This is a genomic window from Evansella vedderi (assembly GCF_030813435.1).
Classification (GTDB): Bacteria; Bacillota; Bacilli; order Bacillales; family Salisediminibacteriaceae; genus Evansella; species Evansella vedderi.
Genome location: NZ_JAUSUG010000006.1, coordinates 166,727 through 191,362 on the forward strand (window position 1 = coordinate 166,727; position 24,636 = coordinate 191,362).

Genomic DNA, 24,636 nt, shown 5'->3' on the forward strand with positions numbered 1-24,636 from the left:
TACCATCGTATCACTAAGGGATACAGAAAATTTAAAAAGAACAAAATAAATGTGAACTAATCTGTTGACGTTCTCACTAATGCACTGTAGACTACTAATTAATAACTTTAATAATTTATCACGTTAGCAAACTAAAGCAAAAGTGAAAGTAAAAGCGAAAGCAAAAAACAGATTCAAACTATGATATATATCTTACGGGACCGGGTCTGTGACAAAATTGTGACAAAATAGTGAAATTTGAGGTGTTTTGGGAATGACGAAGTTGTTTATGTTTGAGAAACCGGTGGGGATGCGTGATACGCTCCCAGAATTATATCAACTGAAAAAGCAGGTGAGGGATGCCATTTCGGAGGAGGTGGCCCGTTGGGGATATGCTCCAATTGAAACGCCTACATTAGAGTTTTCGGAAACGATTGGTGCTGCATCGGCGATCCTTGACCAGCAGCTGTTTAAACTCTTAGATCAAGAGGGGAATACATTAGTGCTGCGCCCAGATATGACGGCACCTATTGCCCGTATTGCGGCGTCTACCTTAAGCACAGCAGAGAGGCCTCTCCGCCTCACGTACGATGCACCCGTTTTCCGCTCCCAGCAGCGCGAAGGGGGAAAGTCAGCGGAATTTGAACAAATTGGTGTGGAACTTATTGGGGATCATTCCAACAGTGCCGATGGGGAGATCATTGCTCTCATGATGGCTTCCTTGGAAAAATCTGGATTAGAAAACTACCAAATTGCCGTGGGGCATCTCGGCTTTGTGAACGCCTTTCTACTTGAGGTTCTAGGGAATGAATCCCGCGTGGCCACTTTCCGCAGGTATTTATATGAAAAAAATTATGTTGGTTTCCGTAAAGCGGTGGATCAGCTCGCCCTGTCTTCCATCGACCAACGTCGCCTGAAGAATCTCCTTGGTCTTAAAGGTGGCACAGAGGTTTTGGAAAAGGCAAATGATATTGTGGAGAGCAGCGAAGGGAAGGCAGCATTAAGCCAGCTGTATCAATTAATTGATGTATTAGAGGCGTACAATTTATCTGATAAAATCATCATCGATTTAAATCTAGTCATGCACATGAGCTACTACACGGGAACGGTTTTTGAAGCCTATAGTGAAGGGCTAGGGTACCCACTAGGCAGCGGCGGTCGTTATGATGAATTGCTCGCTAAATTCGATCATCCGGAGCCGGCTACTGGTTTTGGCCTAAGGCTGGATCGTTTAACAGAAGCCCTTGGAAAAACGAAGGAAACGATTATTAACGATGTGTGCATTATTTTTAGCAATGAGCGAAGGAAAGAGGCTATGGAGAAGGCCACAGAGTTTCGCCAGGAAAACCGTACCGTTGTCATGCAGGATGTGACTGGGGTGAACAATGTGGATGCGTACTCGGCTCAGTTTTCGGAAGTTATTTATTTAGTAGGGTCCAACGGAAATGGAGGGGGAGCGAGATGACAGAAACAACAAATAGAAGAGAGCTTTTAACCGTTGCCATGCCGAAGGGACGAATTTTTGACGAAGCGGTAGCCCTCCTCCGCAAGGCCAACTATCCACTACCGCCGGAATTCGATGAGTCTAGAAAGCTAATTATCGAATCCCCTGAAGCGGGCATGCGCTTTATTTTGGCAAAACCAATGGATGTTCCCACCTATGTGGAGCACGGGGTAGCGGATGTGGGAGTAGCTGGGAAAGATGTGCTCATTGAGGAAAAACGGGATGTCTATGAGGTGCTGGACCTAAAAATTAGTGAATGCTACATGGCAGTGGCGGCACTTCCTACCTATAACCCGAAGGCGGATATTGCGCCGAAGATAGCGACCAAGTATCCCAACCTTGCCTCCAGTTACTTCAGGGAGCAGGGGGAGCAGGTGGAAATTATCAAGCTAAATGGCTCCATTGAGCTGGCCCCAATTATCGGGCTGGCGGACCGAATTGTGGACATTGTCTCCACTGGCCGAACGTTAAAGGAAAACGGCTTGGTGGAAGTGGAAACGATGATGCCTATCACTTCCCGATTTATTGTGAATCCTGTAAGTTATCGAACGAAATCGGTGCAAATAGATGATATGGTGGAACGGATCTCTGCGATCATTGAAGGGGGAGAAGAGGTATGAGGATCATCCCACTCACAAAGGATGTGACCTTAAAGCGCTCCATCGACCAAGGAACAGACGCACAGCGAGAAGCTGTTAGGGAAATTATCACTTCTGTGAAAAATGAGGGAGATCAGGCCGTCGAGCTTTTTACGAAAAAATTCGATGGGGTTGCCTTATCTAGTTCCCAGTTCCTCGTTTCTAAGGATGAAATTGCTTCTGCCTATAACAGGGTGGATGACAAAACAATCGAAATTATCCGAGAAGCTCGTGATAATATACGGGATTTCCACGGAAGACAGGTGCAGCAATCGTGGATGACGACGAAAGCCGATGGTACGATCCTCGGGCAAAAGGTTACTCCTTTAGATGCTGTTGGTGTTTATGTACCTGGAGGGCGAGCTGCCTATCCTTCCACGATCTTAATGAATGTGGTTCCTGCCCAGGTGGCGGGGGTAGAACGTATAGTAATGGTATCTCCACCGCAAAAGGACGGTACCTTAAATGATGTGGTTCTTGTAACGGCCAACGAGCTTGGGGTAGAGGAAATCTATAAGGTAGGGGGAGCGCAAGGGGTTGCAGCCCTTGCCTATGGGACCGAGACGATTGCCCCCGTAGATAAGATTGTTGGACCAGGTAACATATATGTGGCGCTGGCAAAACAGCAAGTGTTCGGAACAGTGGCTATTGATATGATTGCTGGACCAAGTGAAATTGTCGTCCTCGCAGATGCGACGGCAGAGCCTTCTTATGTGGCAGCGGACCTCCTTTCCCAAGCAGAACATGACCCAATGGCTTCTGCGGTGTTAGTAACGAATAGTTCGAAGCTAGCGGAGGCAGTATCCGAGGAAGTAGCAGATCAATTACAGTCCCTTCCGAAAAAAGACATTGCCGAGGCGTCCATTAACGATTATGGTGCCATTTATGTGGCTGACTCATGGAACGAAGCTATTGCTGCTGTTAACGAGCTTGCCCCAGAGCATTTGGAATTAATGGTGGAAGGACCTTGGGATGTACTGCCGCAGATCCGTCATGCTGGTGCCATTTTCTTAGGAAAATACAGCAGCGAACCGGTTGGGGACTATTTCGCTGGACCAAACCATGTACTCCCAACAAATGGAACAGCCCGTTTTTCCAGTCCCCTAAATGTGGAAGATTTCACGAAGAAATCAAGTATTATCTCCTACAGTAAACAAGCAATCGAGGATAACGGTAAAAAAATCAGTGCCTTTGCAAGATTAGAAGGATTAGAAGCCCATGCAAGGGCAGTAGAATACAGATTACAAACACAATCACAGCAAAAAAACCAATAAAGTTCACAAAATTGTCACGGACCCGGTCCGTGAAAAGGAGGGCCATATCATGACTACAAAGCGTGAAGCTACTATACACAGAAAAACGAATGAAACAGAAATGGAAGTTTCTTTTAACATAGACGGAACAGGGGACGTTACGATTGATACGAATGTACCCTTTATGTCTCACATGCTCGACCTACTAACGAGACACGGCCTTTTTGATGCTACTATTAAAGCAAATGGGGACGTGGAAATTGACGACCACCACACAACGGAGGATGTTGGGATCGTCCTTGGGGAAGCCCTCAAACAAGCCCTTGGGGATAAGAAGGGAATTCGCCGTTACGGCAATGCTTTTGTACCAATGGACGACGCCCTTGCACAAGTGGTTGTAGATTTAAGCAACCGCCCCCACTTGGAGTTCCGCGGAGAGCTCCCTGCGCAAAAGGTCGGCACCTTTGATACGGAGCTTGTCCATGAATTCCTATGGAAGCTCGCTTTAGAAGCAAGAATGAACCTTCACGTTATCGTTCATTATGGTCATAACACTCATCACATCATTGAAGCTATATTTAAAGCGTTAGGTAGAGCACTAGATGAAGCCACACAACTTGACCCACGCGTTAAGGGAGTTCCATCAACGAAAGGAAGCTTATCATGATTGGTATTGTCGATTACGGAATGGGAAACCTTCATAGCGTTACGAAAGGATTGGAGCGAATCGGCCACACTTCCTACGTAAGCGAAAACCCAGAAGAGCTGGCAAAGGCAGACCGCCTACTTCTCCCTGGAGTTGGCTCCTTTCGTGATGGGATGGAGGAACTGAAAAAAAGAGGTCTTGATACCTTTTTGCAACAGTGGGCACAAGATGGGCGTCAGCTTCTCGGTATTTGCTTAGGAATGCAATTACTATTTGAAGAAAGCGAAGAAAATGGTCCAACGAAGGGGCTTGGCCTTCTTCCAGGGCAGGTCCTTCGTTTTCCCGGAAAAAGAGAAGATGGTAGCTTGTATAAGGTGCCGCACATGGGGTGGAATCGTCTTACGTTTCATCAGCCGAGCCATCCGATCTTAACGGATGTTCCATCGGGGCATGTTTACTTCGTCCATTCTTATGTGGTGCGGACGGAGGATCCCGATGTGCTTGTGGCTTCGAGTCAATATGGGGAGCTTGTTCCGGCGGTGGTGGCCCGTGAGAATGTGTGGGGAACGCAATTTCACCCGGAAAAAAGTAGTGTGTTAGGTATGCAAATGTTAAAGAATTTCGCTGAACAGAATGGGGGGCGCGGTTAATATGTTTACAATATATCCGGCAATTGATATTCGTGGAGGTAAATGTGTCCGCCTTTTGCAAGGGGATTACGATAAAGAGACGGTATATGGGGATTCTCCCTTTGAAATGGCGAAGGGATTCGGGGAAAAGGGTGCAAATTGGATTCACATGGTCGATCTTGATGGGGCAAAGGCAGGGGAGCCAGTGAATCATGAGGTAGTCCTGCGAACGGCACAGGAGCTAGAAGCTCAAGTTCAAGTTGGTGGAGGAATTCGTACCAGGGAGTCAGTGGAAAAATACTTATCCGGTGGCGTCAGCAGGGTCATTTTAGGTAGTGCTGCCATTTCAGATCCGCAGTTTGTAAAAGAAATGCTAGCAGAATACGGTGGGAAACGAATTGCCATTGGTATTGATGCAAGGGATGGCTATGTGGCTACACATGGTTGGTTAGAAACTTCCGAAGTAAAGGCCGAGGAACTGGCTCAGCAGTTAGTTTCTTTTGGGGCAGAAACGTTCATTATGACAGATATCTCCCGCGACGGCATGCTCACTGGTCCGAACACAGAAGCGATTGCCAGCCTTGGGGATGTCACTGGCAAGGAAGTAATTGCTTCTGGCGGTGTGTCGGAGTTAGCTGACTTGAAGGAGCTTGCTAGGCGTTCAGGAGAAGGAATCTCTGGAGCGATCGTTGGTAAAGCCCTTTATACTGGACGCTTCAGCTTAGAGGAAGCTCTGCGGGAGGTGCAGTCGTAAATGCTGACAAAACGTATTATTCCTTGTCTTGATGTAAAGGAAGGGCGAGTCGTGAAGGGTGTGCAGTTTGTGGACCTCCGCGATGCTGGAGACCCTGTGGAGCTGGCTGCCTTCTACGATGAGCAAGGGGCCGACGAGCTAGTGTTTCTCGATATTTCCGCCTCCCATGAGGGGCGTGAAACAATGGTAGACGTGGTGGAGGAGGTGGCTGGTAAGCTGGCCATTCCTTTTACCGTTGGCGGGGGAATCAATTCAGTGGATGACATGAAGCGAATTCTCCGTGCGGGGGCCGACAAGGTGAGCGTGAACACAGCCGCCTTGCTTCGTCCAGAACTTATTCGTGAAGGGGCAGATTTCTTCGGTTCTCAGTGCATAGTATTAGCCGTAGATGCAAAGTGGGATGAGGAGCTAGGATCCTGGCGAGTATATACGCACGGGGGACGCCGCTCTACGGAACGTGAAGTTGTGGAATGGGTAAAAGAAGCGGTCGAGCTTGGTGCTGGGGAGATTCTTCTCACAAGCATGGATCAGGATGGGGAAAAATCAGGTTTCAACGTTTCCTTAACAAAGGCTGTATCGGAAGCGGTGACCGTTCCTGTCATTGCCTCAGGAGGAGCAGGTTCCTCCGAGGATTTTTATGAGATATTTGAAGAGGGTTTAGCGGATGCGGCACTTGCAGCATCGATTTTCCACTATAAAGAGACTTCTGTGGCAGAAGTGAAAGGGTATTTGAAGGAAAAGGGGCTGGAAATACGATGAATTTAGAAAATATAAAGTTTGATGAAAAGGGACTAATTCCAGCTATTGTTCAGGATTATGGTTCAAAGGAAGTATTAACCTTAGCATATATGAACGAAGAGTCTTTGAAAAAAAGTTTAGAAACGGAAGAAACATGGTTTTACAGCCGTTCCCGTCAAGAGCTATGGCATAAGGGGGCGACTTCTGGAAATACGCAGCGAATCGTAGAGATGCGTTTAGACTGTGATCAGGATGCTATTGTTGTCCTTGTGGAGCCGGCAGGACCAGCCTGTCATAATGGGACCTTCACTTGCTTTACAGAAAAAGTAGAGCAGGGAGATCGTTCCGATGCTACATTATCCTCTAGTACGGACAGGGAAACGGCCGATCGTTTCGCCATTATCAACGAATTAGAAAAGGTCATCGCTGAACGCCAAGCTGAACGTCCTGAAGGCTCTTATACTACTTATTTGTTTGACGAAGGTGTAGATAAGATTCTGAAGAAGGTAGGAGAAGAAGCGGCAGAGGTCATTATTGCCGCGAAAAATCGTTCCAAAGAGGAGCTCACGTGGGAAAGTGCCGACTTATTGTACCACTGGCTTGTATTATTACGAGAGCAAGAGTTACCTTTAGATGCCGTACTAAAACGATTAGCCGAAAGACACGGCAGCTAATGTCACAAAATTGTCGGGGACCCGGTCAAGACACTGGTCAAGACACTGCGACGAGTAACCGCAGGAGTAGGCTTTAAAAATCCTGCAAGGGCTTCGCTGATTGCTTCGAGGCCACTGATAAAGGAAAAAGACGAGGCCACTGAAAAAGTCAATTTGAACAGTGGCAATGGCTTCGCTCGTTGCGCGCCTTATATGAGAAACCCACTCATATAAGGCTTTGAAAACATTGCAACGGCTCCGCTCATTGCTTCAAGGCCACTGAAAAAGATAAAAAGCGATCTTTTTCAGTGGCCTTGACCCGTCCGAATTGGGTCCTTGATTTCCGTTGTTACAAGAGATGTGACGTGTTATACTGCAATTATTATGTAAAATTTTCCGTATTCACCAGTTATCATTGCCTTTTTTTATTTACTAAGGTATGATGATTAAACGCCTTAATGGAAACTTTAAATATTGATATAAATAACTCGAAGGAGTGGAAGGCGTCCGCTTGTAACGGATTCGAGAATAACTTAAAGTAAATATATATTCTAGTTTTCTTCTAAACATATCTGTCCATAATAGACTTACTAATAAATAATTGTTTTACGAATATAAAAGGAATCGATTTTTTTAGCGATGGGAGGCTCACAGTATGAGTGAAATGGACTCAAAATTAAAGAAGGGTCAAGTAATTCCTTTCCTTCAGGATGGATCTTATTTTTATAAAAAAGGAATTGAAGCTTATCAAGCAGGTAATCTTGACCAAGCAATTAATTATATAGAGCGAGCCATTCGCATTGAACCTGAGGAGCCAGTCTTTTTATGTCAGTTAGCTATTGTTCTTTCTGAAAAAGGTGATTTCGAAGGGGCTAATGATTGGTTAGAGAAAATTATTAAAGAGATTGACAATTCCATGAGTGAGTGTTATTTTTTCATGGCAAATAACTTAGCTCATCTAGGAAAATTCGATCAGGCTAAGCTCCGTTTAAAAAAGTATTTACAGCTTGAACCGGATGGCGAATTTACAGACGATGCCCATTCTTTATTATATATGCTAGAAGAAGAGGGTCTGACCCTCTTTGCGGATTTGGATGACTTAAATATGGAACCTACTCCGTTGGAGAACATCGTGGATTTATTAAATAAAGGTGACTATGAATGGGCGGAAAAAGAGGCCCGTGGGTATTTGATGGAAAATCCAAAGGAATGGGATGTGTATGCTTATCTCGCTGAATCCCTTATGTACCAAGGGGACACAGAGCATGCTAAGTCTATTTTAAAGGATTTATTAATGAAGGAAGAGCCTAATTTCCTTGCTCAATGTAATATGACCCTCCTTCTTGCAAAAACGGGAGATGAAGGAAAGGAAACTTGGGTGAAAAACTTAATCAACCTTCGCCCAATGAAGGATTGGCACTGCTATTACTTAGCAAGAACCCTATTCTATCTTGGGGAGTATGCAAAGTCCTATAAATGGTTTCAGAAGCTATACCGAGAAAGTGATTTCCAAAAGCAGCCTGCCTATTTTCACCAAATGGCCATTGTGGCTTGGAAAAATGGAAATATAACGAAGGCAAAACAACTTTTTGAAAAAACGGAGGAGTTGGATCAGGAAAACGAAGAAATTGCTCGTCATTTTCTAGACCGTTTATCCCTAGAGGATAAATACACATTGCCTGAGGATGAATGGTTTATTTATTCTCAACCGGGCAAGCTCCTAACCAACCCTTCTAATTAGACGGCTAAGGCGTCGCTCACTACGAGAAACCACTCGTAGTGGGCTTTTTAAATTACAACAGCTGAAGACACTGCGGGGACGAGCGTTACTTCAGAGAGACATCACGCGTGATGCCACTTGAGTAAGTTTCGAGTTATCTCGACGGACACAGTTCCGAAGCAAAGCTAGTAGAGGAAGAGACACAGTTTTTTCCCGAGGAGGCTGAAGCGTTGCCCGTGGAAAGGGAGTGCCTGAAGCGTAAATCAACTTCCAAATTTAGTACAGCAAACGTAGTTTTCAATTTATGGTGGTGTCTGTAAAGACATGGGAGTTTAAGTCCACCTCTAGAATGAATTTTTTTAAATAAGTAAATAATGAACATGTTACGTGTGTTCGATTATAAAAAGGGGCAATGCAGCGTCAAAGCAGTGACCCTTTTCTTATATCCTGAACGGAAAGTGTAGTACTTTTTTAATATTCCTGAGCATGGTTTTGGACTTCTAAGTCATTTTTCCTTAGGATAGAATGGAGAATACAAACAACAACATAGTTCGCTAGGAGAGTGGGACAATGAGCGAAGAGAAAATTTATGATGTAGTGATTATTGGTGCAGGGCCTGCGGGCATGACTGCTGCTGTTTATACATCACGTGCAAACCTTTCTACTGTTATGATTGAACGTGGAATTCCAGGGGGGCAAATGGCCAATACAGAGGATGTGGAAAACTATCCAGGCTACGATAGCATTCTTGGGCCGGATCTTTCGAATAAAATGTTTGAGCATTCCAGAAAATTCGGTGCGGAGTATGCTTACGGTGATGTAAAAGAAATTATTGATGGAAAGGAATACAAGCGGGTTGTAACTGGCAACGGAGAATATAAGGCCCGTTCAGTGATTATTACAACAGGTGCTAAATATAAAGCATTAGGTGTTCCGGGAGAAAAGGAATTAAGCGGAAGGGGCGTATCCTATTGTGCCGTTTGTGATGGTGCCTTTTTCAAAAATAAAGAGCTGGTCGTTGTTGGTGGGGGAGACTCTGCCGTGGAAGAGGCCGTTTATCTTACCCGTTTTGCAAGTAAAGTAACGGTTGTTCACCGCCGCGATCAGTTTAGGGCACAGAAAATTCTTCAAGACCGTCTATTTGCCAACGAAAAAATCGATGTGATTTGGAATCATACAGTGAAGGAAATTAACGGAACAGACAATAAAGTTTCCAGTGTAACCCTTGTAAATAAAGAAGATGATTCTGAGCGTGACTTTAAAACGGATGGTGTCTTCATTTATATTGGAATGCTCCCGATCAATGAACCTTTCCTTAACCTTGGGATTACGAATGCTGACGGCTATGTGGAAACAAATGAGGAAATGGAAACAAAGGTTCCAGGAATCTTTGCCGCTGGTGATATTCGTGAAAAAACATTACGTCAAATTGTTACAGCAACTGGGGATGGCAGTATTGCTGCACAATCAGCCCAACATTATGTTGAAAATTTATTAGAAGAGCTAAAAGAGGAGTCTGCCTCTAATAAGTAAATTTCTTGAAAGCAAGGACACTTTTTCGAGTAGTCTTTGCTTTTCTTTTTTGTTGAATAAGGTTCGGTTCGTGTGAATCCGTTCCAGAATGTTACCGAAAAGAACAGGGAGACTCCATTTCGGTAACAATTAGACAATTAGAGCATAAATGTTACCGAACATCGCCTTTAGAAAAAATCGTGCTCCATTATTCTATAGGGGAAAACGATTTCATAATCTGTACTACTAAAATTTTGCTTCTGTTATAAAAGTGTGGTGTCCAATTATGACTATTTTATGAACTTTTAATAAAATGTACGTAAATTTCACAATACGTAATTATGACTTAACCCTTCTGTAACAATGCTGCAATATAAATTGGTTATTATATAAGTAGTAATTGACCCCCTTTTTTTATATATTTTTTTTACACGGGCTTCGGTCCGTGTCTTTTTTTTGAAAAAAATGAATTAACAAATACCCCCCTAGCAGTCTAGAGATTGTTAGTAAGAAATGAGATGTAGTATAATAAAATTTAATACTGTTCCAATTTAATTTTTGCAAATAGCAATTGAGGTGAAGCAGATGCAACGGGTGACTCATTGTATTTTAACGAATGATGATAAAGTGCTCATGCTGAAGAAACCAAGCCGCGGCTGGTGGGTAGCTCCAGGTGGTAAAATGGAGCAAGGGGAATCGATACGGGAAAGCGTAACACGAGAGTATTTTGAAGAAACAGGGATTACCTTAGAGAACCCAAAGCTTAGAGGGATCTTTACCATCATCATCGAAGAAAAGGGAAATGTTGTGGATGAGTGGATGATGTTCACCTTCCAAGGAGATAAGTTTAATGGGCAGACGTTAAAGGAGTCTCCGGAGGGAGCCCTTGCCTGGCAGCCTTTAGATAGTATAAATGATTTACCGATGGCACCTGGAGATTATCTTATTTTTGACCATGTGCTGTCCAATGGTGATACAGAAATAATGTACGGGACCTTTAAATATACAGAAAACTTTAAGCTGCTCGCCTACCGCTTAGACGTAGACGGCAAATCATTAAAAGAATTTAACAGACAATACCATAGCTAAGTTCGTTTTAATTGAATTTTTGAAGAAGCGAAAAGCGGTGTCTAGAGGGAAAAGCAATAGCTACGAGCGTTTCTTCACGAGTAAGCTTCGAGTTGTCTCGACGAATGTAGCAACAGAGCCTTACAAGCAGAGGAAGAGACAGGAGCCTCGGGGGCGCTTTTACCCCGAGGTAGCTGAAGCATTGCCCGTGGAAAGCATTCGCCTGTAGCGACACCGAGTGCTACGTTACTTAAGCTAATGGAAAATAGGAAAGGATGGGGGAAATGGAGCCGGTACAAAAGAATACGCAAGATTTAGAGCTTGTGATAATAACAGGTATGTCTGGTGCGGGGAAAACGGTCGCAGTCCAAAGCTTCGAGGACATGGGGTATTATTGTATTGATAACCTGCCGCCAGCATTGATTCCGAAGTTTATAGATTTAGTAGACGGATCAGCGGGACGCCTGCAAAAGGTAGCCCTCGTCATTGATTTAAGGGGAAGAGAATTTTTTGACCAATTGTTTGAGTCTATTGATACCATTGGAAGGGAAGCAAAGCTCACACCGCAAATTGTATTTTTAGATGCACGTGATCCGGTCCTTGTCAGAAGATATAAGGAAACACGACGATCCCATCCATTAGCTGCAGGTGGTTCTCCATTGGAAGGGATTCAAGCAGAAAGGGCTCTCCTTGATGAACTAAAGGGCCAGGCGCAGATGATTATTGATACGAGTGATTTAAAGCCTGTACAGTTGAGGGAACGGATCATTCAGCGTTTTTCCCTGTCGGACAAACAGGTATTTAACGTACATTTATTATCCTTTGGTTATAAACACGGTATACCTATCGATGCGGATTTAGTTTTCGATGTTAGATTTTTGCCAAATCCTCACTATATTGACCACATGAGGCCTCAGACGGGATTGGATAAAGAGGTTTCTGATTATGTCCTTAAATGGTCGGAAACGCAGCAATTTATCGAGAAGCTTTATGATTTATTGGCCTATATGCTACCCCATTATAAAAGGGAAGGAAAGAGACAGCTGGTCGTTGCCATTGGCTGTACCGGTGGAAAGCACCGTTCTGTTACATTAGCAGAATACTTCAAGGAGAATTTAGGGGATATGGGCTATTATACGTATGTCACCCATCGTGACATTGAGAAAGGAAAGCTAGAAGGTTGAAGAAGGCGAATATTGTAGTTATTGGAGGAGGCACCGGTTTATCCGTTTTACTTCGGGGATTAAAGACTTTTCCGGTAGAAATTACAGCCATCGTTACCGTAGCAGACGATGGGGGCAGTTCAGGAAGGTTGCGAAGAGATTTACGAATTCCACCTCCTGGAGATGTGAGAAACGTCCTCGTTGCCTTATCGGAAGTAGAGCCTTTAGTGGAAAAACTTTTTCAGCATCGCTTTGAAAACGGTAATGGCTTATCGGGTCATTCCCTAGGAAATTTACTATTAGCAGGTATGACGTCCATCACGGGGGATTTTGCCAGGGGTGTTCAGGAAATCAGCCGAGTTTTAAACGTAAAAGGAAAGGTTTTACCGGCAGCGAATGAAGAGATAATTCTCCATGCTGAATTGACTGATGGATCATTTGTGGAAGGGGAATCGAGAATTCCTTTGGCTAAAAAGCAAATTAAAAGGGTATTCCTTGAGCCATCGAATCCAGAGCCATTACAGGAATCATTAACAGCCATTGAACAAGCTGATTTAATTGTATTAGGACCGGGAAGCCTATATACTAGTGTCATCCCTAATTTACTTGTTCCACAAATTGCTCAAATGATTAAGCAGTCCAAGGCTTGGAAGGTTTATATTTGCAATGTCATGACACAGCCGGGGGAAACGGATAATTTCACAGCTGCTGATCATATTCAAGCCATTTATAATCATGTGGATGATAAAATTTTAAATGCTATTCTTGTAAATAGCCAGCCAATTCCATTATCCTATGCAAAGAGATATGCAGAGGAAGGGGCCAGAGAAGTTATTGTGGATTCACACCGGCTAAAGTATATGGGATTAGAAGTGGTAAGTGAAGAAATTCTATTCTTCGATGATAAATATTTAAGGCATGATTCCATAAAACTATCTCAAAGGCTTGTTTCTATGCTTTAGTCTTCTAGAAGAGGCTGTTTTCGTTTAAAAGGCTTGGAGAAGCGGAAAGCGTCCGACTGTAGCGTCTCCCAGCTACACTAAATTCTACTAAAAACAATAATCATTTAGAAAACAGCCTTAAAAATAAAGATTCATATATTGAAGCTTTTTGAAGGGGTAACATCTGTCTAAAAGTGGATGAAATGACGGAGGTGTGGCAGATGTCTTTTGCTTCCATGACAAAAAAAGAATTAACGCAGCTGGAAGTGGAGGAATGCTGTACGAAAGCGGAGTTAGCAGCCCTCATTCGGATGAATGGCTCCATTTCCCTGCGGAATATGCAAATTACACTGGATATTCAAACAGAAAACGCAGCGATTGCCAGGCGGATTTACACGCTCATTAAGAAGCTTTATTCTGTACATGTAGAGCTTCTTGTCCGTAAAAAAATGCGACTGAAGAAAAATAACGTTTATGTTGTTCGAATTACGAAGGATGCCCGCGCCATGCTGGAAAATTTAAAGATTGTAGATGGGACATTTGTATTCACTAGGGAGATTTCTCCTGAACTTATCCATAATGACTGCTGTAAACGGGCATACTTACGAGGAGCTTTCTTAGCAGGAGGGTCGGTAAATCATCCTGATACATCCTCCTATCATTTGGAAATCTTCTCCTTCTATGAGGAACATAATAGCTCACTTTGTGAATTAATGAACCATTTCGGCCTTAATGCGAAAATGCTGGAACGAAAGAAGGGATTTATCCTCTACTTAAAGGAAGGGGAGAAAATCAGTGAATTCTTAAACATTGTTGGGGCTCACCAGGCACTTCTAAAGTTCGAAGATGTTCGCATCATGAAGGACATGCGTAATTCCGTGAATCGACTAGTGAATTGTGAAACAGCAAACTTAAACAAAACAGTAGGTGCTGCCATCCGGCAGGTGGATAACATCCGGTTTATAAAGCAAGAGGTTGGCCTTGATATTCTCCCTGACAAGCTGAGGGAGATTGCTGAACTCCGTTTAGAGCACCAGGATGTAAGCCTAAAGGAGCTGGGAGAAATGCTCCCAAGCGGTGCCGTTAGCAAATCCGGAGTGAATCATCGCCTGAGAAAAATCGATGAGTACGCCCAAAAACTTCGAGAAGGGGAAAAAAATTAAATTCCGTTTCTCAGCACAGTAAAAATTACCATTTTAATGGAAGCGTTTGATTGTAAAAAATAGGGACAGGAGGAAGATACTAATGATTGAAAAAACAATTGTAGTAAAAAGAAAAACAGGTTTACAAGCACGCCCAGCGGCATTGTTTGTGCAGGAAGCAAACAAATTTCACTCTGATATTTTTATTGAGAAGGATGGTAAAAAGGTAAATGCCAAGAGCATTATGGGTATTATGAGCCTAGCCATTAACGCAAATAAGGAAATCACCTTAACTGTAGATGGCAATGATGAAGAAGCAGCCATGGAAGCCTTAGTGGCCTTTGTTGAACAAGAAAGTTAATCCGATTGAAGCTTTGAGGCTAGTAATGTAGCTAAGCTTATATTTAGCTGTGCAAACTCCCACTAAAGGACTTTAGGTGGAGTTTGCACAGCTAACATTTTCAAGAAGGGCTTTACTTATTATGAGTAAAGTTCTTTTTTTGTTTTTGGCTCTGTTAAACTTTGATGTTGATTTTCGCTTCAGGACACTCCAATTACGCCTAAAAGCAGCCCACGTCCTGTGGGCAACGGCGTAATGTCACCGTCCTGGTTCCGCGGGCAACACTTCAGCCTCCTCGGGAAAATCACCCTGCGGGGTCTTCAGTAGTTGCTTTTCCCGCAGGAGTCTCGCGCCTTTCGCTACAATCAACCCTGTTTAAAATTCAACAATGACCTTTAACAGAGCTTTGTTTTTTGAAAAAAATGTTAGAGGGAGGATGAAACGCGGAAGGGGAAGGTAATCAAAAGTTCGCGTTTCAATGAGCACAAATGAGCCGCCCCCCTCCCCATAAAATAAACAAAAAACCAAGCAGTTCCGTGAACCACTTGGTTTAAAACACTATTTTATTCCGGGCGCTTTTCCATTACTTCGTCAATTAGCCCGTATTTCTTCGCTTCAGCTGCACTCATGAAGTTGTCGCGGTCTGTATCGCGAGCAATTACCTCTAGTGGCTGCCCCGTACGCTCAGAAAGAATTTTGTTTAGTTTTTCACGCATTTCAATGATTCTTCGTGCGTGGATTTCAATATCAGATGCTTGACCTTGTGCACCGCCTAGTGGTTGGTGAATCATGACTTCACTGTTTGGTAAGGCGAAGCGTTTGCCCGGCTCCCCTGCAGCTAGTAGGAATGCTCCCATTGATGCTGCCATACCGATACAAATGGTTTGTACCTTTGGCTTAATAAATTGCATTGTGTCGTAGATCGCCATTCCCGCTGTGATGGATCCACCTGGGCTGTTAATATAAAGGGAAATGTCCTTTTCAGGATCATCTGCTGCTAAAAATAACAATTGAGCTACTACTGAGTTTGCAACGTTATCATCGATTGCAGTACCAAGCATAATGATACGGTCTTTCAATAAACGTGAATAAATGTCGTAGGCGCGCTCACCGCGATTTGTTTGTTCTATTACTGTTGGGACTAAATTCATTAAGTACTCCTCCTTTATCTCATCATAAAGATATGTTTATCTAAAGATTTTCATGTGAGTTATTTACAAATTAATCATAAACTAATAGGTCAATAAAGGTCAAATAATTTGATCCCCCTTGTATCAACCCTTAAGGCATTTCAATAGTATGTAGAAAAGCAAGCTTTCTTAAAAAACTACAACACTTTCATCATAGCCTAAATTAAACTTTCTCAAACAAAAAATTCAATATAAAACATATTAATTCCTTCTTTTACGTACAAATTTTTTATAAAATAAAAAATAAAACGCTTACATCAAAAGCCTAGTACACTAGTCTTTCTGATAAATAGAATATATTTACCAATAGCACCATTACCAACAAGTTATGGTTATCATGTATAATAGCCTTAAGGGGGGAAGTCTTATGAACATGGATTTTGGTTTGTTTCAACAGCAGTCAATGAAGCTGGTTATGACAAATGAACTTCGTCAAGCAATTGCTATGCTGCAATATTCTGTCTTGGACTTAAATGATTATTTACATGAGCAGCAATTAGAAAATCCATTAATTGAGCTGAAGGACAATCGTCTCCGGGAGGAAATGGAACGGAAAAAATACGATGATATCTCCCTGCAAAAATATGATTATAGAGTTCGTCATCACTACGACGATGATGAAGGCTACTCCCCGATTGACCATGTGACAGATGGGGATGAGGGACTTCAGGATTATTTACTAAATCAAATTCGTTTTTTACACATAGATAAATCGTTAAGGAAAATTGTTACGTATTTAGCTTTGTCCATTAATGAAAACGGTTATTTACTGCAACCCATAACCGAATTGGCAGAAGAGTTGCAAGAGCCGGCAGCAAAAATGGAAGAGGCATTAGCTATCCTCCAGTCCTTGGAGCCATACGGTGTAGGTGCCTCGTCCCTTAAGGAATGCCTATTAATTCAATTACGTCAGATGGAGATTAGAGATACTCTCGCAGAAACAATCGTAGAAAAGCATTTAGATCTATTAGGAAAAAAACAATTTAAGCAAATTGCAAAGGAAGAGAATATTGATTTGGATGAGGTTCAGTATATTGCTGACTTTATTCAAACATTAAATCCGAAGCCAGGAGCTGCCTTTCACAATGAACCAGCTAAATACGTGGTGCCAGATGTAACCGTAAAAAAGGTGAAGGGGAAATACCTCGTTTTTTTAAACGATGAGCATATGCCGCAAATGACCATTAACCGAAGATACGCTGCCCTAATGGAAGAGGGGGAAGCGGAGGTAAGTCAGTACATGAGGCGGAAATATGAGCAGTTTCAGTGGATTAAGAAAAGCATCGAACAACGGCAGCAAACATTATTAAGCGTTACCAATGCTATAGTGGAGCACCAACTGCAATTTTTCGAGAAAGGTCCAGAGTATTTACAACCATTGACCTTAAAGGAAATTGCTGATATCGTTCAAGTGCATGAATCTACTGTCTCAAGGGCTACTACGAAAAAATATATGCAAACGCCTCGAGGTTTGTTTGAGCTAAAGTATTTCTTCACTTCAACAGTAGGGAAGGACTCTGGGGAGTCCAGTTCCTCTGAGCGTGTTAAAATATATTTAAAGAAGCTAGTAGATGAGGAAAACAAGCGGAAGCCACTATCAGACCAAAAGCTATCGGACCTCCTGAAGGAACAGTATGGAATACAAGTTTCAAGACGTACCGTAGCAAAATACCGCGACGAAATGCATATCCTTTCCTCTTCCCAAAGAAAAAGATTTTAAGTGTAGGCTTTTTTCGAATAGATTGTCGTTTTTCCATAACTCGAAGTAGTGGAAGGCGCCACTCCAGCAACACTTTAAGAAAGGAAAGAAGAAATGGTCACCCTTTACTTTTATACAAAAACGGGCTGCCCTCTCTGTGATAAAGGACTGGCAACCTTAAAGGAATTTCAAAAAGACTACCCGTTTCAAATTGAAGAGCGAGACATCTACGAACGGGATGATTGGCTCGAATTATATCAAATTCGCATTCCAGTAGTGGAAGATGAAAATGGAAGCGTTTTAGATGAAGGAATACTGTCATACTCGACAATATACGAAAAAATTAATAAAAAATTTACATGATTTTTATTGCTTGTGGATCATTTACTTGCTACAATTAATTTTGGAAAGACCTTCGTTTTCCAAATTGTTGTACATAGAAATGATCTTTTTTTTCATCCGGGTGGGACATAATATGTCTGGTAGGGACGTTGTTGGTCCCGGAGGAGAAAGCAATTTAAAAAGGGGCATTAACATGCGAATGCTTTTAGATTTACAAAAAAAATTAGTACCTGACCTTTTAGACGTCATTGGTATGCGATATCGCGTGTTACGCTTTATACGTTTAATGCAGCCTATTGGAAGGCGAACATTAGCCAACAGTTTGGAAATGTCCGAGAGGGTACTTCGCAGTGAAGTTACTTTCTTAAAGGAACAGGGGCTCGTCCATGTAGCTGCTTCTGGAATGACGTTAACAGAAGAGGGAATGATTTTACTTTCCCAGCTGGAAGATGTTATGAAAGAAGTTTTTGATATCAGACAAATGGAAATTGAACTGCAGCAAAAGCTTGATTTAGCTGAGGTTCATATTGTGCCCGGAAACAGTGACGAGTTTTCGTGGGTGAAAAAGGAAATGGGGCGTACCTGTATCGCACTCATGAAAAAAAAGTTATTTGCGAAAGGAAATACTATCGCAGTAACAGGAGGAACAACGATTGCTGCAGTGGCAGAAATGATGATCCCAGATGTAGATTTAAAGGAAGCGTTATTTGTACCAGCTCGCGGAGGTTTAGGGGAACAGGTGGAGAATCAAGCGAACACAATCTGTGCCACAATGGCCAGAAAAGCGATGGGGTCTTACCGGTTACTCCATGTACCGGATCAACTAAGTAAGGATGCTTATGAATCACTCATCAATGAACCATCTGTAAAGCAAATTTTGGAGCTTATCCGTTCTGCCAATGTGGTTATTCACGGTATCGGTGAAGCTCAAACGATGGCGGAAAGAAGGAATTCCTCTCAAGAGGTGTTAGAAAAGCTTGAAAATGCTAATGCAACAGCGGAGGCCTTCGGTTATTATTTTGACCAATCAGGGGATATTATCCATAAGGTGTTGACGATTGGCCTGCAATTAGAGGATTTAAAGGGTATTCCCCATATCATCGCCGTTGCGGGAGGAGCATCCAAAGCTAATGCTATTAAGGCTTACATGAAGTACGGAACAAACCAAGTACTGGTAACCGATGAGGGTGCTGCAAAGGCAATATTAAAAAAGACATAATTTTATCGGAAAAATTAGGTTTTTACCTGTTTATAATGGGGCATGTAAGGAGAAATTTAATAGAGTAGGTTTGTAATGATTAGATAAGTCATTCAAGGGGTACATAGTTAGCTCTGTTTCCCCTTTGAAATAGATTTCTTTGTTTTACAAAAAAAAGGAGGAATTATAATTATGGCAACAAAAGTAGGAATTAATGGATTTGGACGTATCGGACGTAATGTATTCCGTGCAGCGTTAAATAACCCTGAGGTGGATGTAGTAGCTGTTAACGACTTAACAGATGCTAACATGCTTGCTCATTTATTAAAGTACGATACCGTTCATGGTAAGCTTGACGCAACTGTAGAAGTTAACGGTGAAAACCTAGTTGTTAACGGAAAAGAAATTAAAGTAATCGCTGAGCGCGACCCTGCACAACTTCCATGGGGAGACCTTGGAATTGAAGTTGTAGTAGAATCTACTGGTCGTTTCACAGCTCGTGCAGACGCTGCAAAACACTTAGAAGCTGGTGCGAAAAAAGTTATCATTTCTGCTCCTGCATCTGAAGAAGATATCACCATTGTTATGGGTGTTAACGAAGACAAGTACGATGCTGCTAGCCACCACGTAATTTCTAACGCATCTTGTACTACTAACTGTTTAGCTCCATTTGCAAAAGTATTAAATGACAAGTTTGGTGTTCGTCGTGGTATGATGACAACTGTTCACTCTTATACAAACGACCAACAAATTCTTGACTTACCACATAAAGACTACCGTCGTGCTCGTGCAGCTGCAGAAAACATTATCCCAACATCTACTGGGGCAGCAAAAGCAGTAGCACTAGTACTTCCTGAACTAAAAGGAAAATTAAACGGTGGCGCAATGCGTGTACCAACTCCAAACGTATCTTTAGTTGACCTTGTTGCTGAGTTGGACAAAGAAGTAACAGCTGATGAAGTAAACAACGCACTTAAAGAAGCTGCTGAAGGTCCATTAAAAGGAGTACTAGCATACAGCGAAGAGCCACTTGTATCTGGTGACTACAACGGTAACCCAGCATCTTCCACAATCGATGCCCTTTCCACAATGGTAATGGAAGGCAACATGGTAAAAGTAATCTCTTGGTATGACAACGAGTCTGGTTACTCTCACCGTGTAGTAGACCTAGTTGACTACATCGCAAAAAAAGGTCTGTAATCAACCTTTATAAATAGCTGTTTCTGTAAACTTTGTTTGCTTTTTGAAAAGCTTGGAGAAGCGGAAGGCGGCGACTCCAGCGGGAAAAGCAGCGGCTGAAATCTCTGAAGGGTGGTCTTCCCGAGGAGGTTGAAGCGTTGCCCGCGGAAAGCGTCCGCCTAAAGCGTATCCAAGCAACGTTATTTCTTCAAAAACAACAATGTTTTACAAAATAGACTATAAATAAACTTCTCAAATAAAAAGAGGAGACAGCGCAGTGTCCTGTTCTCCTCTTTAATCGTGAGTAGACCGCTAAGTATGAAAATGCATTAATCTGGAATCTTGAATCCGTTACAGGCGGACGCCTTCCACTCCTTCAAGAGTGCAAACAGTAACATGGATTTTGTATTTTCAGGGTAGACTTCCATGCAATAGTAATTTTGCACCATGGAGTATGAAAAATTTATTCTGCTTGGAATGAGCGAAGGTCCGTGAGACTCCTGTGGGAGTGTGGTCTAGACGAGACCCCACAGGGCGTAGCCCGAGGAGGCTCGTCAGAACACCCACGGAAAGGGAGCGGACCGTAGTGAATGAAAACTAGATTCGTAATTCCAGGGTAGTCAAAAAGGTCCTTATCTTTTTGACTACCTATACCCAAAAGCTATTTCCTGTTAATTTTAAACAATTTGTCCAAACTAAGAATGGTCTTAGTGTAAAGGAGGAGCTTCACGTGAATAAGAAATCTGTTCGTGATATTAATGTAAAAGGTCAACGAGTTTTTTGCCGTGTGGACTTTAACGTACCAATGAAGGACGGGGAAGTTACGGATGACACTCGTATCCGTGCTGCATTACCAACGATTCAACATTTAGCTGAACAAGGAGCAAAAGTAATCTTAGCCAGCCATTTAGGACGTCCTAAAGGGGAAGTTGTAGAAGAGCTTCGTTTAAATACTGTAGCTTCACGTCTAAGTGAACTTCTTGGTAAAAATGTAGTGAAAACGGATGAAGTATATGGAGATGCTCCAAAGAAAGCGATCAGCGAACTTGGGGAAGGTGACGTCCTATTACTTGAAAACGTACGTTTTGAAGCAGGAGAAGAGAAGAACGATCCAGAACTAGCAAAAGCACTTGCTGAACTAGCAGACGTTTATGTAAACGATGCATTCGGTGCTGCACACCGTGCTCATGCTTCCACAGAAGGGATTGCTCACCACCTCCCTGCAGTTGCCGGTTTCTTAATGGAAAAGGAATTAGAGGTTTTAGGGAAAGCACTATCAAATCCAGAACGTCCATTCACAGCTATCATTGGTGGAGCAAAGGTTAAGGATAAAATCGGAGTAATTGATAATCTATTAGATAAAGTAGATAACTTAATCATTGGCGGCGGATTAGCTTACACTTTCGTTAAAGCATTAGGTCATGAAGTTGGAAAATCGCTATTGGAAGAAGACAAGATTGATCTAGCTAATCAGTTCATGCAAAAGGCAAAGGATAAAGGTGTTAAATTCTATATGCCTCAAGACGTTATCGTGGCAGATGATTTCAGTGTAGATGCTACTACTCAAGTAGTGGATATTGACAGCATTCCATCTGACTGGGAAGCATTAGATATTGGTCCAAAAACAATTGACACCTACCGTGATGTTATTTTAAATTCTAAGTTAGTTATTTGGAACGGACCAATGGGTGTATTTGAATTAGAACCATTTGCTAACGGAACAATCTCTGTTGCAAAGGCCTTAGCTGACGCACAAAGTGCCTATACTGTTATCGGTGGTGGTGACTCAGCTGCAGCTGTTGAAAAATTCGGTTTTGCAGAAAATATGGATCACATTTCAACAGGTGGAGGCGCATCCCTAGAATTTATGGAAGGGAAAGAATTGCCTGGAGTTGTAGCTTTAAACGATAAATAAAGTGATCAAAGGAGGTACAATATTATGCGTAAACCTATTATTGCAGGAAACTGGAAAATGAATAAAACAAAAGGGGAAGCATTAGCCTTCGTTGAAGAAGTGAAAAATGCGGTCCCTTCAGCAGAAAAAGTAGAATCTGTTGTATGCGCACCAGACTTATTTTTAGATGCTCTAGTAAGTGCAACAGAGGGAACTCAGTTAGCTATTGGTGCCCAAAATATGCACTTTGAAGAATCAGGTGCTTTCACAGGGGAAACTAGCCCTGTTGCTCTTAAGGACATTGGTGTAAGCTACGTTGTCATTGGTCACTCTGAACGTCGTGAAATGTTTGGAGAAACGGATCAAGGTGTGAACCAAAAGGTACATGCAGCATTCCGCCATGGTTTAACTCCTATTATCTGTGTGGGTGAAACGTTACAAGAGCGTGAAGCAGGAAAGACTTCAGATGTTGTTACTACACAAGTAAAGGCTGCATTAGAAGGTCTTTCTGAGGATCAAGTAAAAGCATCCGTTATTGCTTATGAGCCAATTTGGGCAATCGGAACTGGTAAAACCGCTTCCTCTGAAGATGCTAACGAAACTTGCGGTGTTATCCGTCAAGTGGTTGCACAAACGGTATCACCAGCTGCTGCAGAAGCTATTCGTATCCAGTACGGTGGTTCTGTTAAACCAGGCAATATTAAAGAACTTCTAGCTCAGTCTGATATTGACGGTGCCCTTGTGGGTGGAGCTAGCTTAGAAGCGGATTCTTTTTTACAACTTGTGGAGGCAGGAAATGAGTAAGAAACCAAATGCCTTAATCATTCTTGATGGTTTTGCCCTCCGTGGTGAAACCCAGGGGAATGCTATTGCCCATGCGAAAAAACCAAATTTTGACCGCTATTGGAATGAGTACCCACACGCAACCTTAACGGCCAGCGGTGAAGCAGTAGGTTTACCAGAGGGACAAATGGGGAATTCAGAAGTAGGACATATGAATATCGGAGCAGGACGGATTGTTTATCAAAGTCTTACTCGTGTGAATATGGCTATACGAGAAGGGGAATTCTTTAAAAATGAAACATTTCTTCAAGCGATGAAGCATGTGAAAGAAAAGGGAACAGCTCTTCATCTCTATGGACTTCTTTCTGACGGTGGTATACATAGTCATATTGAGCATATGTTTGCTCTTTTACAGCTAGCAAAGTCTGAAGGTGTAGAGAAAGTTTTCGTTCATGGCTTCTTAGATGGACGGGATGTAGGTCCAACTTCTGCGGAAACGTATATCCGAATGACAGAAGAGAAGCTTCAAGAGCTTGGTATTGGTGAAATCGCCACTATCCAAGGACGTTACTACGCTATGGATCGCGATAAGCGTTGGGACCGGGTAGAAAAATCCTATCGTTCCATGGTATATGGTGAAGGCTTAAAATATCGCAGTGCGGTGGAAGCCCTTGAGGATTCCTATAAGAATGACATTCATGATGAATTTGTCCTTCCTTCGGTTATTACAAAGGAAGATGGGGAAACTCCAAAGGGGACAATTAAAGATGAAGATGCCATCATCTTCTTTAATTTCCGCCCTGACCGTGCTATCCAAATGTCTCAAGTTTTTACAAACAAGAGCTTTGTTGGCTTTGAGCGTGGAGACGGTCACCCGCAAAACCTTCACTATGTATGCTTAACGCATTTTAGTGAAACGGTAGAGGGGTTTGTAGCCTTTGAACCTACGAACCTTGACAACACAATGGGTGAGGTTGTTTCTAAGGCTGGCTTAAAGCAGCTACGAATTGCGGAAACGGAGAAATACCCACACGTTACCTTCTTTTTTAGCGGAGGTCGTGAAGAGAAATTTCCAGGAGAAGAACGAGTACTGATCGATTCACCTAAGGTTGCCACTTACGACTTGAAGCCGGAAATGAGCGCCTATGAAGTGACCGATGCCTTATTGGTTGAGATCAATGCAGACAAGCATGATGTCATCGTTCTAAACTTAGCAAACCCAGACATGGTAGGACATTCTGGTATGCTTGAGCCAACGGTAAAAGCAGTGGAAGTTGTGGACGAATGTCTTGGAAAAATTGTAGATCTGATTGTTGAAAAGGGTGGAAAGGTAATCATTACGGCAGACCACGGTAATGCGGACATGATCGCAAATGAAGATGGCAGCCCAATGACAGCACACACCACCAACCCTGTTCCGGTTATTGTTACAGATAAGGATGTCACCTTACGGGAAGACGGCATCCTCGGTGACTTAGCACCAACCATGCTAGAGCTATGCGGTGTAGAACAACCCGCAGAAATGACAGGTAAAACCCTGTTGAAAAAATAAATAGTAAATTTTTAAAAAAAATAAAGGTCGTTTTCGTAAACTTTGTTTGAAAAGCTTGGAGAAGCGGAAGGCGGCGACTCCAGCGGGAAAAGCAACAACGCTCTTCCGTGCGACGAGTA

The 24,636-nt window shown here is 42.7% G+C and carries 23 protein-coding genes; 22 read left to right on the forward strand and 1 reads right to left on the reverse strand.

The features are described 5' to 3' along the window. Positions 1-253: 253 nt before the first annotated feature. The 15 genes from J2S74_RS09520 to J2S74_RS09590 all read left to right on the forward strand — a co-directional run bounded on the left by J2S74_RS09520 (position 254) and on the right by J2S74_RS09590 (position 14,701). Positions 254-1,444, forward strand: a complete 1,191-nt coding sequence (locus J2S74_RS09520) for an ATP phosphoribosyltransferase regulatory subunit (RefSeq protein WP_307324697.1) — start codon at positions 254-256, stop codon at positions 1,442-1,444. After that, complete coding sequence (gene hisG / locus J2S74_RS09525) at positions 1,441-2,103, forward strand: ATP phosphoribosyltransferase (protein WP_307324700.1); 663 nt, start codon at positions 1,441-1,443, stop codon at positions 2,101-2,103. The genes J2S74_RS09520 and hisG overlap by 4 nt, the downstream gene beginning before the upstream one ends. After that, positions 2,100-3,395, forward strand: a complete 1,296-nt coding sequence (hisD, locus tag J2S74_RS09530; protein ID WP_307324702.1) for a histidinol dehydrogenase — start codon at positions 2,100-2,102, stop codon at positions 3,393-3,395. The genes hisG and hisD overlap by 4 nt, the downstream gene beginning before the upstream one ends. Positions 3,396-3,444: 49 nt before the next feature. Continuing rightward, positions 3,445-4,041, forward strand: a complete 597-nt coding sequence (gene hisB, locus J2S74_RS09535) for an imidazoleglycerol-phosphate dehydratase HisB (RefSeq protein ID WP_307324704.1) — start codon at positions 3,445-3,447, stop codon at positions 4,039-4,041. Then, on the forward strand, positions 4,038-4,670 hold the full coding sequence (gene hisH, locus J2S74_RS09540; RefSeq protein ID WP_307324706.1) for an imidazole glycerol phosphate synthase subunit HisH: 633 nt from the start codon (positions 4,038-4,040) through the stop codon (positions 4,668-4,670). Before hisB ends, hisH begins: the two co-directional genes overlap by 4 nt. A gap of 1 nt (position 4,671) precedes the next feature. Beyond that, the gene (gene hisA / locus J2S74_RS09545; protein WP_307324708.1) at positions 4,672-5,403 is read left to right on the forward strand and encodes a 1-(5-phosphoribosyl)-5-[(5-phosphoribosylamino)methylideneamino]imidazole-4-carboxamide isomerase; all 732 of its coding nucleotides are present in this window, start codon (positions 4,672-4,674) and stop codon (positions 5,401-5,403) included. After that, positions 5,404-6,162, forward strand: a complete 759-nt coding sequence (hisF, locus tag J2S74_RS09550; RefSeq protein ID WP_307324710.1) for an imidazole glycerol phosphate synthase subunit HisF — start codon at positions 5,404-5,406, stop codon at positions 6,160-6,162. Continuing rightward, positions 6,159-6,815, forward strand: a complete 657-nt coding sequence (gene hisIE, locus J2S74_RS09555; RefSeq protein WP_307324712.1) for a bifunctional phosphoribosyl-AMP cyclohydrolase/phosphoribosyl-ATP diphosphatase HisIE — start codon at positions 6,159-6,161, stop codon at positions 6,813-6,815. The genes hisF and hisIE overlap by 4 nt, the downstream gene beginning before the upstream one ends. A 634-nt stretch (positions 6,816-7,449) precedes the next feature. Beyond that, the gene (locus J2S74_RS09560) at positions 7,450-8,535 is read left to right on the forward strand and encodes a tetratricopeptide repeat protein (RefSeq protein WP_307324714.1); all 1,086 of its coding nucleotides are present in this window, start codon (positions 7,450-7,452) and stop codon (positions 8,533-8,535) included. A gap of 549 nt (positions 8,536-9,084) precedes the next feature. Further along, a complete protein-coding gene (gene trxB, locus J2S74_RS09565; RefSeq protein WP_307324716.1) occupies positions 9,085-10,047 on the forward strand; it encodes a thioredoxin-disulfide reductase in 963 nt (320 codons plus the stop codon). A gap of 564 nt (positions 10,048-10,611) precedes the next feature. Further along, on the forward strand, positions 10,612-11,115 hold the full coding sequence (locus tag J2S74_RS09570) for an NUDIX hydrolase (protein WP_307324880.1): 504 nt from the start codon (positions 10,612-10,614) through the stop codon (positions 11,113-11,115). A gap of 263 nt (positions 11,116-11,378) precedes the next feature. Then, positions 11,379-12,278 (forward strand): RNase adapter RapZ, encoded by a 900-nt coding sequence (gene rapZ, locus J2S74_RS09575; protein WP_307324717.1) that lies wholly within the window; start codon positions 11,379-11,381, stop codon positions 12,276-12,278. Then, positions 12,275-13,219: a gluconeogenesis morphogenetic factor MgfK gene (gene mgfK, locus J2S74_RS09580; RefSeq protein ID WP_307324719.1), complete on the forward strand. Its 945-nt coding sequence runs from the start codon at positions 12,275-12,277 to the stop codon at positions 13,217-13,219. The genes rapZ and mgfK overlap by 4 nt, the downstream gene beginning before the upstream one ends. A 200-nt stretch (positions 13,220-13,419) precedes the next feature. Continuing rightward, entirely contained in the window at positions 13,420-14,361 is a 942-nt protein-coding gene (gene whiA, locus J2S74_RS09585) for a DNA-binding protein WhiA (protein WP_307324883.1), read from the forward strand. An 82-nt stretch (positions 14,362-14,443) separates the two neighbouring features. Then, positions 14,444-14,701: an HPr family phosphocarrier protein gene (locus J2S74_RS09590; RefSeq protein ID WP_307324722.1), complete on the forward strand. Its 258-nt coding sequence runs from the start codon at positions 14,444-14,446 to the stop codon at positions 14,699-14,701. 542 nt (positions 14,702-15,243) lie between these two features. Here J2S74_RS09590 and clpP read toward each other — a convergent pair. Beyond that, positions 15,244-15,831, reverse strand: a complete 588-nt coding sequence (gene clpP / locus J2S74_RS09595) for an ATP-dependent Clp endopeptidase proteolytic subunit ClpP (protein WP_307324723.1) — start codon at positions 15,829-15,831, stop codon at positions 15,244-15,246. A gap of 406 nt (positions 15,832-16,237) precedes the next feature. Here clpP and rpoN point away from each other — a divergent pair, with 406 nt between their 5' ends. The 7 genes from rpoN to gpmI all read left to right on the forward strand — a co-directional run bounded on the left by rpoN (position 16,238) and on the right by gpmI (position 24,517). Continuing rightward, a complete protein-coding gene (gene rpoN / locus J2S74_RS09600) occupies positions 16,238-17,590 on the forward strand; it encodes an RNA polymerase factor sigma-54 (protein ID WP_307324725.1) in 1,353 nt (450 codons plus the stop codon). A 93-nt stretch (positions 17,591-17,683) separates the two neighbouring features. After that, positions 17,684-17,932 carry a glutaredoxin family protein gene (locus tag J2S74_RS09605; protein WP_307324727.1) on the forward strand — a complete coding sequence of 83 codons (249 nt, stop codon included), beginning with the start codon at positions 17,684-17,686 and terminating at the stop codon, positions 17,930-17,932. A gap of 172 nt (positions 17,933-18,104) precedes the next feature. Then, positions 18,105-19,130: a sugar-binding transcriptional regulator gene (locus J2S74_RS09610; RefSeq protein ID WP_307324885.1), complete on the forward strand. Its 1,026-nt coding sequence runs from the start codon at positions 18,105-18,107 to the stop codon at positions 19,128-19,130. 171 nt (positions 19,131-19,301) lie between these two features. Next, positions 19,302-20,309, forward strand: coding sequence for a type I glyceraldehyde-3-phosphate dehydrogenase (gap, locus tag J2S74_RS09615; RefSeq protein WP_307324729.1), 1,008 nt, complete (start codon positions 19,302-19,304; stop codon positions 20,307-20,309). A gap of 709 nt (positions 20,310-21,018) precedes the next feature. Next, a complete protein-coding gene (locus J2S74_RS09620) occupies positions 21,019-22,203 on the forward strand; it encodes a phosphoglycerate kinase (protein WP_307324731.1) in 1,185 nt (394 codons plus the stop codon). Positions 22,204-22,227: 24 nt separating this feature from the next. Beyond that, a complete protein-coding gene (gene tpiA, locus J2S74_RS09625) occupies positions 22,228-22,986 on the forward strand; it encodes a triose-phosphate isomerase (protein WP_307324733.1) in 759 nt (252 codons plus the stop codon). Beyond that, the gene (gpmI, locus tag J2S74_RS09630) at positions 22,979-24,517 is read left to right on the forward strand and encodes a 2,3-bisphosphoglycerate-independent phosphoglycerate mutase (RefSeq protein WP_307324735.1); all 1,539 of its coding nucleotides are present in this window, start codon (positions 22,979-22,981) and stop codon (positions 24,515-24,517) included. Before tpiA ends, gpmI begins: the two co-directional genes overlap by 8 nt. The last annotated feature ends 119 nt before the right edge of the window (positions 24,518-24,636 follow it).